The organism is Adhaeribacter aerolatus, from assembly GCF_007991635.1.
Classification (GTDB): domain Bacteria; phylum Bacteroidota; class Bacteroidia; order Cytophagales; family Hymenobacteraceae; genus Adhaeribacter; species Adhaeribacter aerolatus.
This window is the reverse complement of the sequence record NZ_BJYS01000037.1, coordinates 38,033-51,997: the sequence shown is the minus strand read 5'-3', so window position 1 is coordinate 51,997 and position 13,965 is coordinate 38,033. Positions and strand designations below refer to the sequence as shown.

Genomic DNA, 13,965 nt, shown 5'->3' with positions numbered 1-13,965 from the left:
ATTATTTTTTAGCATCCTGATACCGGCTTAAAAGCTTTTGGGCATTTTTATTATATATTTTCTCCAGCACCTCGTCGGGCAGGGAAAGGCCGTATATCATCCAGCGGCCTTGCAGGTGGTGCCCGGCGGCCGGGTCTATATATTCGTCATCGGTTTCCAGGAAGCGGTAATAGACCCGGTAAGCTTCGGCATTAGGCGCCGTATCGGTACCAAATAAAATCCGGTCCTGGTTTTTAATCATAAATTTCCGGGCCGTATAAGGCTGGCGGCCCAGTTCACTGATGCGGGCCGAGATCTCCACGTAAAAATTGGGGTAGGTATCCAGCCATTCCGAAACCCGGCTTAGTTCTTCGGGTAAATTGCCGACGTGGGCCCCGATGAAAATGGTTTTGGGATGCCGCGCCAGCACCCGGTTACGTTGCGCCAGAATTTCTTCTTTGGCCGGGTACTCCTTGCCGTAAGCCCAGTTCGGGTGGCCGGCCAGTTCGTCGTACCGCTCGTTGTGTTTATCTACCGGCGTAAAAAATGCTTTGGGATCAGAAACGTGCATTACAACCGGAATACCCAGTTCGCCGCATTTCGCCCAGATAGGATCGATACGGGGATCATCTACCGGCACAAGGCGGCCGCTTTTATCTTTTATGGTTAAGCCCAGTGTTTTAAATATTTTCATGCCCCGGGCACCCAGTTTTACGGCATCTTCCAGTTTGCGGGCTTCCTGGCGGCCAAAGTCGGGCGCATCTATTTTACTAAAATCCGGCGTAAAGAAAACCAGGAACCGATCTGGGGAAACCGCCTGCGAAGCTTTTAAATGCTCTTTGTAAAAGTTATCGGCGGAGCGGCCATCCAGGCTTACACATTTCCAGACGCCGGCTTTTTCCATTTCGGCCAGATATTTTTCGGCGTTTTTTAAGTCCCGTAAATGATTATGAATATCTATAACCGGAAATTTAGGCTTCTGAATATTCGTTACTTTAACTACCATTTGGCTCCGGGGCTGCCAGTCTAAAAGCCTCAAATCAGCACCTTGCCCGTTAACTGCCTGATGGCAGAGGCAGCTCAGCAAAAAGAGTAGAAGAAAAGCTTTGCCCGGATGGTTATGCATGTTGCCTGTATAAATTATTACACCTTCGTTTTGGCGATACCCGGAAACCACTTCTGGGCATTTTTGTAGTAGAGTTTATCTACTACTTCGCGCGGCAGTTTTAAGCCGTTAAATTCTTTTTCTACTTTTGGCACCTTCATCTTTTCGCCCGAGGTAAAAAATTGCCAGTGCCGGAGCCAGTTTTCGTGGGCCAGCCGGTTTACTTCTGCCGGCGTTTTTGTGCCGTTAACCGTTTCGTCGGTGGCATAGATGAGGCGGTCCTGGTATTTAATAAAGAAGTCGTGTACTTTCTGCCAATCGGTTACCGCCTGGTACTGGAAGTGCGAAATACGTTCGGCCATGTCCACGGCCATGTTGGGGTATTTGTCCAGGCGCTTGGCCAGCTCATCCACGCTCCACTCCAGGCTGCCCAAATGAGCACCCACAAAACGCAGGTTGGGATGCTTTTCCAGCATGTGATCCCGGGCGTTAATGATGGTTTCATAAGAAGGGTACTCCGGATGCAGATACATGTGGTATTCCGGGTGCTCGCTAAAATATTTTTTATCGCCGGCCACGGTCATTTGCTCCACCGGCAACCAGCAATTTTTCGGCTCCCCAATATGCCCAATCAAAGTTTTATTATTCTTCTCGATTAAATCCAGAATAGGATCAAATCTGGGATCGTCAATCATGACGAACTTGCCTTCTTTGTCTTTTAGCACCAGGCCTACATTTTTCCAGATTTTCACGCCAAGGGCGCCTTTGTCAAAAGAATCTTGTAAGTAGGTCAGCGTTTTTTCCTGCCAGCCCGGCTCGTTAAAGCCCTCCAGGGAAAAGGTGGTGGCATAGGAGGCATGTTCGGGGTAAGCTTTTACCACTTGCAAGGCTATTTCCTGTTGTTTGGGCGGCGGCGGCGAAGAAGGCGAGGCGACGTTAACGACTAAAAAATCAAAATTATCCCGGATATTCTGTTGCGCAAAGGCCGTATCCTCCACCTTGATGTGGATATGGGAGTTGAATTTTTTTACCTTTTCAAAATCGTCCGGACCATAATATTCGGTTTTGGCTGTTGCGGTACTGTTATCGCCCGCAGAACTGTTTTCGGCATTTTTCTGCTGCGAGCAGCTCTGTAAAAGACCAAACAGCCCCAGGAAGAGAAGTGGCAGGTAATTAAGTTGGCAGGTTTTTATCATGGTGGATTATTTTCGAAGTTCTGTATCTAAATAAATAGCTTTTGGGTTCGTGGTAAGTGGTGTAATGCCGCAGTTTTAGGCGGCTTTATTCACCCCTGGAAACCACTTCTGGGCATTTTTGTAGTAGAGTTTATCTACTACTTCGCGCGGCAGTTTTAAGCCGTTAAATTCTTTCTCTACTTTCGGTACCTTCATCTTTTCGCCCGAGGTAAAGAACAACCAGTGTCTTTTCCAGACCTCTTCAGCATTCTTATTCCTTTCGGCAGGTTGTTTATTATCATCTATTTCCTGGTCGGTGGCGTACAGGAGGCGGTCCTGGTATTTAATAAAGAAGTCGTGTACTTTCTGCCAATCGGTTACCGCCTGGTACTGGAAGTGCGAAATACGTTCGGCCATGTCCACGGCCATGTTGGGGTATTTGTCCAGGCGCTTGGCCAACTCATCTACACTCCACTCCAGACTACCTAAATGGGCACCTACAAAACGCAGGTTGGGGTGCTTGGCCAGCGCATTATCCCGTGATTGAATGACTTCTTCGTAAGATGGATATTCCGGGTGCAGGTACATGTGGTACTGCGGGTGCTCGCTAAAATATTTCTTATCGCCGGCCACGGTCATTTGCTCTACCGGCAGCCAGCAATTTTTCGGTTCCCCAATATGGCCAATCAGAGTTCTATTTTGCTGCTGGATAAAATCAAAAATGGGATCAAATTTAGGATTATCAATCATGACGAATTTGCCATCCTTGTCTTTAAACTCCATGCCAATATTTTTCCAAACTTTCACGCCAATAGCGCCTTTATCGAAAGAGTCTTTTAAGTAGACTAAGGTCTTTTCCTGCCAGCCCGGCTCATTAAAGCCGTCCATCGAAATAGTAGTGGCGTAGGCTATGCGTTCGGGGTAAGTTTTTACTAATTGCATGGCTATTTCCCGTTGTTTTTCAATGGCGGGGTAATAAGCCGGATTGACATTAACCGTAATCAACCGGAAGTTTTCTTCCCGGGCTTTGTTGATAAAAGTAGAATCTACCTTGTTAAAATGCACGTGCGTGTCAAACTTCTCCACCTTTCGGAAATCGTCGGGCCCGTAATATTCAGCCGAAGCGGTTGTTGCGTTTTTGTTTCCGGCGGTTGCTTTCTCGGAATGCGGCTGCGAGCAGTTTTGCAGGGCAAGTGCCAGCAAGGAAGTTAGCAGGAGGGAACGGAAATTGTTTAAAGCGCCTGTCATTTGCTGATTAATTCATTTTTAACGATTTCTAACTTCTCCTTAACCAGGTTGGTAACCGCTTTGATGGCCGGCGGGAAAACTTTGCGTAAGTCAATTTCATCGCTTTTTAAAAGATCGGCCTTTAGCTGGTACATGAATATATTTTTGATTTCAGTTGCCAGATTAATTTTGCAGATACCGCGCTGAATGGCTTCCTGTAACATGGTGCCGGCAATGCCCGAGCCGCCGTGCAGGACCAGGGCCACATCGGTAACCGCCTGAATCTGGCTTAGTCTTTCTAAATCTAATTTGGGTTCTTCGGTGTAAAAGCCATGCGCCGAGCCAATGGCCACCGCCAAGGCATCAATGCCGGTTTCCTGCACAAAGTAGCGGGCTTCGTCGGGTTCGGTAAAACCTAATTTATCTTTCGATTGCCCCAGTTTGGCTACGTAACCGAGTTCGGCTTCAACATTGGCATTATATTGTTTAGCTAAAGCTACTACCCGTTGGGTTACCGCTATATTTTCGTTGATGGGTTTTTCGCTGGCATCAATCATTACTGAATCGAATCCGGCATCTAAGCATTGCGCAGCTAGTTCATAAGAATCTCCATGGTCCAGGTGCAGCCAGCCTTCTACCCGGTGTTCCTGTAAGGCAGCGCGGGCCATTTTAACGGCCACGGGTAAGGTCATGTAATCAATAGAACTGCGGGTAAGTTGTAAAATAATGGGTTGCTGCAGGGCAGAAGCTGCTTCCAGCACGCCCCGCAAAGTTTCGTAATTGTAAAAGTTAGTGGCTAGTAAAGCCGCCCCTTTGGCTTGCATTTCTTTAAATTTTTCCTGTAAGGTCATGTTATAAGGCGTATCCAAATTTTTCCTGAGCAATTTTTTTTACTTTATTGTAGTCGGTAAAGGCGGTGGTACCACCCGCAGCGGTGGTAGAAACGGCGCCCGTCAGGTTGCCGAAGCGCTGGCATTCTTCCACGGAGGCTCCCTGAATATATTTATAAATAAAACCAGCGTTGAAGCTGTCGCCGGCGCCGATGGCATCTACTACATCTTCATTCAAAAAGGGTTCCATGGGTAATAATTTGCCATCGCACCAGGATACCGAACCTTTGTTACCCATTTTTACCAGCACCGTACGGGTGTTTTCCGGTAGAACCGCAATCGCTTCGGTTAGCGAATTTGTACGGGTAAGTTTAAAAAGTTCTTTTTCATTGGGCAGAAAAACATCTACATAAGGCAGAATCTGCGCTAAATCCAGGTCCCATTTTTCCTGCGGGTCCCATTGGGTATCAAAAGAGGTGGTCAGGCCCAACGCTTTGGCTAACCGGAACAGATCAGTTATTTCCTTCTGTAAACCGGGCTGTAAAAAATAAGAAGAAAAATGCAGGTGTTTGGCCCGCGATAAATGTTCCGGCGATATATCGGCCAGGCACAATGCATTCATGGCCCCCGGGTGGGTAACCATGGCCCGGTCCTCGTCGAAATTGAGGACTACGGTAGCCCCGGTATGTAAATCAGCACTCTGAATAATCAGGCTGGTATCTACCCCCTTGGCTTGCAAGCTTTGTAATACCACTTCACCAAAAGGATCCTGGCCTATTTTACCAATAAAAGCCACCTTAGCGCCTAAACTGCTGAGGTTACTGGCAAAAATGGCCGAGGAGCTACCCAGCGTTAAGGTCATTTGCTGCGCCAATATTTCTTTGCCTACTTCGGGGAAAGTACCAATTTGATTCAGAATTAAATCAACGTTTAGTTCGCCCACTACAATTACATCAATAGCTTTCATGGTAATCAGGATTGCGAATAGTTTAGTGGTTTCATTATTTTTTCCTGTTGTTTTATTTTTACCTGCGGTTGCAGCCTTTCTACATCGGAGCGGTGAAGCATACCCAACTCGGGCCGTAGGCAATTAGCGCTGCCGCAAGCCACTCCCAGCCGGGCTACTTCGGTTAAAGCCATGCCTCTTATAAAAGCCACGGCCAAACCAGCTACCAAACAATCGCCGCTACCTACCGCACTAAAAATATTATCTAAGGTGCAACTGGCCTGGATAAATTCGTTTGGAGCAGCCAGATACAAACCGTCTGCTCCGGCGGTTACAGCGGCGTAGGTACATCTTTCCGCCAGCAGCGCTGCTAGATGGACCGGATCCGCTTCCCGGAAAAGGCTTTCCCCTTCGCGGCGGTTTACATGAACCGCTAAGGGCTTTTGCTTTAAGGCCTGCTGCAACTGCTCGCCGGCACAATCCAGAACAGTATGCTTGCGGGCGGTGTGGGCGAGCGCCAGGATCTGGGCATAAGCATCGGGTGGCGCACCTTGGGGCCAGGAACCGCTCATGGTTACTAAATCGGCAGATGTTACTAATCTCACGAATATTTTTAAAAAATTTTCGAAATCTGCCTCCGAAATGGAGGGACCAATGCCCAGCAGCTCTGTATCATCCAGGTTATTTTCGCCTTTAAAACTCAGGCAAGTCCGGGTCCAGCCGCTTACATCCGGACCATAACAGGCAATTCCCAGGGCCTCGCATTTTTCCCGGACCCACTGGCCAGTTGGTCCGCCCCAGAAGCCGAGCAGCATAACCGGTTCGCCCAGTTCTGCTACTGCCAAAGCTACGTGCACACCTTTGCCGCCCGGAAACCGTTCTTCTTTTTGAGGAATATTCACCTGGCCGGCTGCAAACGTGTTCAGCCAGATGTACATATCAATTGCCGGATTCGGGCATAAGCAAAGAATCATATCAGGAATTTAACTTTACCTTTTTAAGTTTATGCTGGCCGTTGGTGGGCAAAGCCACCTCAAAAGGATAAATATTAACACCTTGTACTACCCGGGTAATGGAATCATTAACCGAAGGGGCATCAGGTTTTAGTTTTAAATCCAGAGATTTAAAGAATCCGAGAATCTGAGCGGGCATTACACTGCAAACAGCTAAAAGTTCTTCGTCAATGGGTGGGTTACCATCCGAAAGCTGCAGCAGCCAATCCACTTCTACCGCTTCTGCTTTTTGCGTAGATTCAATTACCCCTAACCGGAATATACCTTTATCGCCCTGGCTAATAGCCTGTGCCAAATCCAATTCGTATTGGTGCACATAGGCTTGGTTCGAAAACAGGTAAACCAGCAGGGTAGTGGCATCTATTACTGCTTTAGGGCCGTGCCGGAAACCTAAAAAGGAATCATGTTTGCAAATAATTTTTCCATCTGTCAGTTCCTGTAATTTTAAATCCGACTCGCGGGCGGTGCCGTGGAGCGGGCCGGAACCCAGAAAAATAGCCCGGTTAAAGTTTAGGGCGGCTATTTCTTTTAGTTTAGCGGTAAAGTTACTTAAGATGCCTTCGCCGTAAGCGGCCAACTGTTTTACCTGGATTTCCAGCTCATCTATTATAGCCAGCCGGGAAATAAGCAGACCGGCCAGCAGCATTGAAGAAAAACTGCCGGTCATGGCCAAGCTCTGGTCGTCGGCTTCGGGTGGTAAATGAAACACCAGCGAGGTATTCTGGGATTTAAGCGTTGCCAGTTCTCCGGCCGGATTACAGGTAATAATTAAATGATATATTTTCTGGCAAAGCTTATCGGCCAGATTGACGGCTGCCACACTTTCGGGACTATTGCCGGAACGGGCAAATGAGATTAACAAAGTAGGTACCTGCGCATGAAAGTAATTCCCCGGGTGCGACACTAAATTGGTGGTGGCCACGGCGCGGGTAGATTTTCCGGAATTCCGCTGAAACGGTCCCTCTAAAATATCGCCGATGAAGGCCGATGTGCCGGCGCCGGTCAATAAAACATTCAGGTCCGGATGGGCATAGGCTTCTTCCAGGAACGAATCCAAACGAAAACGATCCTGTGCCACCAGGCTCCAGGTATCTAACCAAAGTTTTGGCTGACCAGATATTTCTTTGGCAGTATGAATAGCCCCGCGCTCTTGCAGTTCCGATTGATTATAGCCTAAATAATCAGTTGAACCATTTACCTTCTTATTTTTATCGATTTTTAACATACTAAAGTTTTCGTTTCGTTACGATGTAAACTTAAAGCTTATTATTTTCCTTGTCAATATGCAAATAATTATTTTTATTTGCTTTCATAAAGCTAAATAAATTTTTTAAATTATTAATTTATTAGCAATATTAGCCGTTACAGGGGTTTTATTAAGCTTACAGCAGAGAATTTGAGAAAACTTTAATCGAAAGGAAGTACTTTAAATTTTTTAATTCTAAATATTAATATAGAAAATATATATTATATTTCGAAAGATATTAACAAGACTGCCTTATGATAGAAGTAGATAAAAAATCGACCGTTGAACGCCGGGTAATTATATTAAATAAACTGGAGGCTGATGGACAAGTAGATGTTGGTGCTTTAAGTGAAGAATTAAAAGTTAGCGAAGTAACTATCCGGAACGACCTGCGCCGCTTAGAGCAAAAAAATATGCTTATCCGGGCCCGGGGCGGTGCCATTAAGCTCGATAGGGTAGGCGTTGACTTTGCACTTTCAGATAAAAACAAGAAGCATTTAGAAGAAAAAAAGAACATTGGTTTTGCGGCGGCCCAGTTGGTAGAAGAAGGGGATACCATTATTCTGGATTCCGGTACTACTACGCTCGAAATAGCAAAGAACTTAACTAACTTAACGGAATTAACGGTTATAACCAATGCCCTGAACGTGGCTAACCAGTTAGCCGAACACCAGAATGCCAATGTAATTGTACCGGGCGGGTTCTTGCGCAAAAATTCCTTGTCGCTGGTAGGTGCTACCGCCGAAGAAAGTTTTAGAAATTATTTCTGCGATAAGTTATTTCTGGCGGTAGATGGCTTTAGTACTACGCACGGCCTCTCGACGCCGAATGTAGAAGAGGCGCACCTGAACCGGATTATGATCGACATTTCGAAAAAGGTAATTGTGGTTACCGATTCGAGTAAATTCCTGAAAAGGAGTTTTGCTTTTATTGCGCCCATCTCGGAAGTAGATGTGGTAGTAACCGATGCCGGAATTCCCCTGGAAGACCAGAAAAAACTGGAAAATATGGGCATTCAGGTAATTGTTGTTTAAGAATAATTATTAACAACCTGCAAATAAACTATGGGAAAAAGACCTTGGGTACTCTACACATTTATTACGACGCTGCTTTGGGGTATTTGGGGCGCTTTTATAGAAATTCCGGAAAAAGCCGGCTTTCCGGCTACTTTGGGTTATACGGTGTGGGCGCTAACCATGATTCCCTGTGCCATTGTAGCCTTAATAAATATTAATTTTAAACTGGAGTACGATGCCAAATCCATATTCTGGGGTTGTTTGGTAGGAATACTGGGAGCGGCGGGCCAGCTCATCCTATTCCAGGCCTTACGGACTGGCCCGGCCTACGTGGTATTCCCCATTATTTCGCTTTTCCCGGTGGTAACCATTTTTATGTCCACCTTATTTTTAAAAGAAACCACCACGCGCCGGCATTGGCTGGGTATTATACTGGCGCTGGTGGCTATTCTCTCCCTTTCTTACCAGGAACCAAACGATAAAAATGTAAGCGGTTACCTGTGGCTGCTACTGTCGATAGTGGTGTTTTTTATGTGGGGCATTCAGGCGTTTGCCATGAAGTTCTCCAACGACTCCATGAAAGCCGAAAGCATTTTTTTCTACATGATGCTAACGGCCATATTACTGATTCCGGTTGCCTTATGGATGACGGATTTTTCACAAGATATTAATTGGGACTTTAAAGGACCTTACCTGGCCGCCCTAATCCAGGTGCTGAATTCAATCGGGGCTTTAACGCTGGTTTATGCCTTACGCTACGGCAAAGCCATTATTGTGGTACCCATCACGGCGCTAGCTCCGGTAATTACCATCATTATTTCGCTGCTATTGTATATGGTTATGCCGCATTTTGTAGTCTTAACCGGAATGGTACTAGCCGTTATTGCCATCTATATTCTGGCCGAATAAACAATAATAAAGTAAAAATATTGGCTGCCTAGCGGTTAGATTTTATAAAGCATGCTGTTTTATAAGCGATTTGCTTTTGATGGCTTCCCTGTACAACATGGGGTAGTCAAACAGCGCCTTTATATAATAGAGTAGCCATTTTGCATTTACTTAGGCACGCCTGAAGAATAAAATAATTTACTAGAAATGGACAGAAGAAAGTCGTTGAAAGCTTTGGCCATGAGTGTGGTAGTGCCGGGCGTTTTACTAGACCAAAACGGCATCGCTAGCGCAGCCGAAAAAAAATCTGGAAGTAAACGCACCGCGGAAGCCACCGTTGCCGCGGGGTTTGCGTCGGCGTGGCACGAATGGCCGGATATGCCTTGGGTAGGACCGGAATACTGGGGAAACCGTTTGCAGGACTGGCGCATTCAGGATGGCAAACTGGCATGCCTGGTGCGGAATAGTAACCGAACGCTCCATTGTTTAACCACCCAGTTAAGCGCTAAACCCGAAGCCTTTGAAACCAGCGTAACCTTACAATTCAGCCAAAATAATAAAGCCGATGAAGCCGCTAGTAATTATGCCGGTTTTCGGTTAGGAGCCCGGGATTTGAACCGATTCGACGATTACCGGTGCGCTGCGGTGTTTGGCCAGGGACTCGATGCCGGTCTTACCACTGCTGGTACTTTATTTATCGGGGAAAACCGCAGTAAAAAACAAATCGCCTCTAAAGAAGAAGTACGCCTGATTATCCGGGCTAAGCCGATAATGGATGATTTTCAGCTTACTTTAATTGCCATTAACCCCCGTTCAAATAAACCTATAGACGAACTTTCCGCCACCGTAGCAGCAAAAAGTTTAATTGGTAATATGGCGCTGGTGCAGCATTATGACCGGCCCGAGAACACCGACCTGGGAATTAATGCTGCCGGCCAACCTTTAAATTCTACAGGCGGCGAAACCGAGGAGAGCGGCAGTAAAGCAACAGTCTTATTCAGCGATTGGCAAATAAGCGGTCCTAAAATTTCGCATAATCCAGGTCAGGTATTTGGGCCCATTTGTTTTGCCCAATATACCTTACACCAGAAAACATTAAAGCTTACCGCCCAACTAGCTCCCATCGAAAACATTCCCGGGCATACGGTAGCCTTGCAGTTAAAACGGAATAATACCTGGGAAAATATTAAGGGCACCATCGATCCCATGGGGCGTTCGGTGCCTTTCCGGGTAAACAATTGGACGGCTGCTGAAGCCGTGCCTTACCGCCTGAAAGTAGATTTACCTTTAAAGAGCGGACAGCGCCGGGAATATTTTTACGAAGGCACCATTGCCGCCGAACCGGTTAACCAGGAAGCGCTAAAAGTAGCGGTGTTTAGCTGCAACGCCGATTTTGGTTTTCCGGACGCCGAAATTGCGCCGCATGTGGCTGTACACCAACCCGATTTGGCGGTATTTTTAGGCGATCAGTTTTACGAATCGAGCGGAGGCTTTCGCATTCAGACGCATCCGCTGCCGGAGGCCTGTTTAGATTACCTGCGCAAATGGTATATGTTTGGGTGGTCGTACCGCGATATTTTCCGCCACATTCCCTGTGCCATTATCCCCGACGACCACGATGTGTACCACGGCAATTTATGGGGCGAGGCAGGCAAACACGCCTCCACTGCAGAAGATTGGGGTTCGCCGGCGCAGGACCAGGGCGGCTACAAAATGCCCGCAGAATGGGTTAATATGGTGCACCGTACCCAAACCGGCCATTTACCCGACGCCTACGATCCCACCCCGGTAAAACAAGGAATCCGGGTATACTATACCAACTGGAATTACGGCGGTATTAGTTTTGCCATTCTGGAAGACCGCAAGTTTAAATCGGCTCCCAAAAATGTATTGCCCCCGGCAGCAAAGGTGGTGAATGGTTTTATCCAGAACCCAACCGAATTTGACATTAAGCAACACCGCGACATACAAGCAGATTTGTTAGGGGAGCGACAATTGGCATTCCTGCAACATTGGGCTACTGATTGGCAGGACGGCACCCAAATGAAAGCGGTTTTATCACAGACCAATTTCTGTACCATCGATACTTTGCCGGCCGGCAGCACCACCGATAGTATTACCGGTAAACTGGCTATTCCGCAACCCGGCGAATACGTGCAAGGCGATGCCCCCACCGGCAATATGGATTCGAATGGCTGGCCGCAGAAAGGCCGGGACGAAGCCTTGAAAGCGATTCGGAAATGTTTTGCCTTTCATATTGCCGGCGACCAGCACCTGGCCAGCATGGTACACTACGGCGTGGATGCTTTTGGCGACTCGGGATTCGTTTTTGCCGGACCAGCCCTGAATAACCTACATGCGCGCCGATGGTGGCCGGCCCCCAATAACCAGCCGTTGCCGGGGCAACCGGTGTATACCGGTAATTTCCGCGATGGCTTTGGCAACCGGGTGACGGTACACGCCGTGGCGAACCCGCAAAAAACGGACTTAAAGCCCGCGAACGTTTACGACCGGGCTACTGGCTACGGCATTGTAACCTTTAACAAAGCCCAGCGCACCATTAAAACTGAGTGTTGGCCCCGTTTCATCAATCCCAGCCAGAAACCCGATGGGCAATACGCCGGCTGGCCTATTACCATTAACCAGGAAGATAATTACAGCCGCCCGGCCGTAGCGTGGCTACCCGAAATTAAAATAGGCAACCTGAAAAATCCGGTGGTAGAAATAGTAGATGAAAACACCAACGAGCTGGTTTATGCGCTGCGTATCAAAGGCAACCGCTTTAAACCCAAAGTATTTGCCAAAGGCACTTATTCGGTGCGGGTGCGCGAACCCGAAACTGCTCTTGTAAAAGAATGGAAAGGCGTAAAAGCAGCGGTTAAAAATAAACGTTCGATTCGCCTGAGTTAAATTTATAGCCTTCCGGGCAGGAAAAATTTAACCAAAGCTGCTATTCAAGTTAAATAAAAGCCTTGCGGTATAGGTTAGCGATTTGGATTGTCTTGGTTTAAATCCTTGCTAAACAAGGACATAAATCTGTTTTAAGAAACCCGGAATTATAATAATGAAGCAGTGTAACTGATCCAGTTTTAAAATTTAGCTTGTAAACCTTATGCAACTTGTAGCCAGCCCCACCACAAAAGCAAATAGCGCCGCGGCAGAAGCTATGCCTGTTATTCCGCCCCTGGTAAATCAGCGGCTGGGTTCTGTAGATGTTTACCGGGGATTTGTCATGCTGCTCATGATGGCTGAAGTGTTGTCTTTCCGGAAGGTTTCCGAAGCTTTGCCCGATAGTAAGTTCTGGCAGTTTCTGAGTTTTCACCAGAGTCACGTACCTTGGGTGGGCTGCTCGCTGCACGATCTTATTCAGCCCTCTTTCTCCTTTTTAGTAGGAGTGGCGCTCCCTTTTTCCCTGGGCAGCCGCTTAGCCCGGGGGGCCACCTTCGGACCCTTGTTCCGGCATGCCCTTACCCGGTCGCTTATACTGATTGCCCTGGGCATATTCCTGCGCTCGATGCACGCCGACAGAACAAATTTTATCTTCACCGATACGCTTGCCCAAATTGGCTTAGGCTATACTTTTCTGTTTACGCTTGGGTTTTATACCCCTCGTATCCAAATAATAGCCCTTTCTGTAATTTTATTGGGGTATTGGGCCCTTTTCGCGCTTTCCCCGTTGCCTGGTGCTGGCTTTGATTACACCATAACTGGTATAACGCCCGATTGGGAACATAATCTGCAAGGCTTTGCCGCGCATTGGAACAACAATGTTAACATCGCATGGGCTTTTGACCGGTGGTTTCTTAATTTATTCCCGCGCGAAACTGTCTTTGAATTCAACAAAGGCGGCTACGCTACACTAAATTTTATTCCCACTTTGGGCACCATGATTTTAGGCTTACTGGCCGGAAACATACTCCGTTCCGCACCAATCGCACCCAAAGGAAAAATAAGGATGTTTATTATATCTGGTCTGGCTTTAGTACTTGCCGGCCTTCTGCTGCATGTTGCCGGCATAAACCCAATAGTGAAGCGCATCTGGACACCGGCCTGGGTTTTGTTTAGCGGTGGTTTATGTTTTTTACTTTTATCTTTTTTCTACGGCCTTATCGATGTGGGGAATAAACGAAAGTGGGCCTTTTTCTTAATGGTAATTGGTATGAATTCTATTGCAGCCTACCTGATAGCCCACGGTGTCGATGCCTTTATTGCCGATTCTCTTTCCATTCACCTGGGTAAAAATTACGCTCAAATCTTTGGCGTGCCTTATGCTACGTTGGTAAAAGGAGGTTTGGTGTTGTTAACCGAGTGGCTTATTCTTTACTGGTTGTACCGGAAAAAAATATTTATAAAAATCTAAACAGGTTTAAATAGCATAATCATCGTACATGCTGGTCCGCCTGTTATTCAGAAATTCTTAAGCCGGTAAGCGTAGCTACTGATTGAAAATTGAGTGCTTATCTGTTTATTTTCTCTGCAATTTCACCATCATCTTTTCAGTGAAGTTATAAAGCATGAAAGTGATTAATTAAAACCATCT

The 13,965-nt window shown here is 46.9% G+C and carries 11 protein-coding genes; 4 read left to right on the top strand and 7 right to left on the bottom strand.

All coding sequences use genetic code 11. The annotated features are described in order from the left end of the window. Position 1: 1 nt before the first annotated feature. From AAE02nite_RS20860 to AAE02nite_RS20830, 7 genes are all read right to left on the bottom strand, one after another. Complete coding sequence (locus AAE02nite_RS20860) at positions 2-1,105, bottom strand: amidohydrolase family protein (protein WP_146902578.1); 1,104 nt, start codon at positions 1,103-1,105, stop codon at positions 2-4. 17 nt (positions 1,106-1,122) lie between these two features. After that, positions 1,123-2,280, bottom strand: a complete 1,158-nt coding sequence (locus AAE02nite_RS20855; RefSeq protein ID WP_146902575.1) for an amidohydrolase family protein — start codon at positions 2,278-2,280, stop codon at positions 1,123-1,125. 75 nt (positions 2,281-2,355) lie between these two features. Beyond that, positions 2,356-3,507: an amidohydrolase family protein gene (locus AAE02nite_RS20850; RefSeq protein ID WP_146902572.1), complete on the bottom strand. Its 1,152-nt coding sequence runs from the start codon at positions 3,505-3,507 to the stop codon at positions 2,356-2,358. Beyond that, positions 3,504-4,337 carry a class II fructose-bisphosphate aldolase gene (locus tag AAE02nite_RS20845; RefSeq protein WP_146902569.1) on the bottom strand — a complete coding sequence of 278 codons (834 nt, stop codon included), beginning with the start codon at positions 4,335-4,337 and terminating at the stop codon, positions 3,504-3,506. Before AAE02nite_RS20845 ends, AAE02nite_RS20850 begins: the two co-directional genes overlap by 4 nt. Position 4,338: 1 nt before the next feature. Then, on the bottom strand, positions 4,339-5,283 hold the full coding sequence (locus AAE02nite_RS20840) for a carbohydrate kinase family protein (protein WP_146902566.1): 945 nt from the start codon (positions 5,281-5,283) through the stop codon (positions 4,339-4,341). 5 nt (positions 5,284-5,288) lie between these two features. Next, the gene (locus AAE02nite_RS20835) at positions 5,289-6,236 is read right to left on the bottom strand and encodes a 1-phosphofructokinase family hexose kinase (protein ID WP_146902563.1); all 948 of its coding nucleotides are present in this window, start codon (positions 6,234-6,236) and stop codon (positions 5,289-5,291) included. A gap of 1 nt (position 6,237) precedes the next feature. Continuing rightward, positions 6,238-7,500 (bottom strand): SIS domain-containing protein, encoded by a 1,263-nt coding sequence (locus AAE02nite_RS20830; RefSeq protein ID WP_146902560.1) that lies wholly within the window; start codon positions 7,498-7,500, stop codon positions 6,238-6,240. Between the two features lie 275 nt (positions 7,501-7,775). On the opposite strand from AAE02nite_RS20830, the gene agaR reads away from it, so the two are divergent. From agaR to AAE02nite_RS20810, 4 genes are all read left to right on the top strand, one after another. After that, on the top strand, positions 7,776-8,555 hold the full coding sequence (agaR, locus tag AAE02nite_RS20825) for a transcriptional repressor AgaR (RefSeq protein ID WP_246151208.1): 780 nt from the start codon (positions 7,776-7,778) through the stop codon (positions 8,553-8,555). 30 nt (positions 8,556-8,585) lie between these two features. After that, complete coding sequence (locus tag AAE02nite_RS20820; protein ID WP_146902557.1) at positions 8,586-9,446, top strand: EamA family transporter; 861 nt, start codon at positions 8,586-8,588, stop codon at positions 9,444-9,446. 186 nt (positions 9,447-9,632) lie between these two features. Then, positions 9,633-12,335, top strand: a complete 2,703-nt coding sequence (locus AAE02nite_RS20815) for an alkaline phosphatase D family protein (RefSeq protein ID WP_146902554.1) — start codon at positions 9,633-9,635, stop codon at positions 12,333-12,335. 202 nt (positions 12,336-12,537) lie between these two features. Beyond that, a complete protein-coding gene (locus tag AAE02nite_RS20810) occupies positions 12,538-13,785 on the top strand; it encodes an acyltransferase family protein (RefSeq protein WP_307725561.1) in 1,248 nt (415 codons plus the stop codon). The last annotated feature ends 180 nt before the right edge of the window (positions 13,786-13,965 follow it).

Coding starts and splice junctions, on each gene's coding strand:
- agaR (WP_246151208.1), top strand. CDS start 7,776: ATGATAGAAGTAGATAAAAAATCGACCGTTGAACGCCGGGTAATTATA.
- AAE02nite_RS20820 (WP_146902557.1), top strand. CDS start 8,586: ATGGGAAAAAGACCTTGGGTACTCTACACATTTATTACGACGCTGCTT.
- AAE02nite_RS20830 (WP_146902560.1), bottom strand. CDS start 7,500: ATGTTAAAAATCGATAAAAATAAGAAGGTAAATGGTTCAACTGATTAT.
- AAE02nite_RS20835 (WP_146902563.1), bottom strand. CDS start 6,236: ATGATTCTTTGCTTATGCCCGAATCCGGCAATTGATATGTACATCTGG.
- AAE02nite_RS20860 (WP_146902578.1), bottom strand. CDS start 1,105: ATGCATAACCATCCGGGCAAAGCTTTTCTTCTACTCTTTTTGCTGAGC.
- AAE02nite_RS20810 (WP_307725561.1), top strand. CDS start 12,538: ATGCAACTTGTAGCCAGCCCCACCACAAAAGCAAATAGCGCCGCGGCA.
- AAE02nite_RS20815 (WP_146902554.1), top strand. CDS start 9,633: ATGGACAGAAGAAAGTCGTTGAAAGCTTTGGCCATGAGTGTGGTAGTG.
- AAE02nite_RS20845 (WP_146902569.1), bottom strand. CDS start 4,337: ATGACCTTACAGGAAAAATTTAAAGAAATGCAAGCCAAAGGGGCGGCT.
- AAE02nite_RS20850 (WP_146902572.1), bottom strand. CDS start 3,507: ATGACAGGCGCTTTAAACAATTTCCGTTCCCTCCTGCTAACTTCCTTG.
- AAE02nite_RS20855 (WP_146902575.1), bottom strand. CDS start 2,280: ATGATAAAAACCTGCCAACTTAATTACCTGCCACTTCTCTTCCTGGGG.
- AAE02nite_RS20840 (WP_146902566.1), bottom strand. CDS start 5,283: ATGAAAGCTATTGATGTAATTGTAGTGGGCGAACTAAACGTTGATTTA.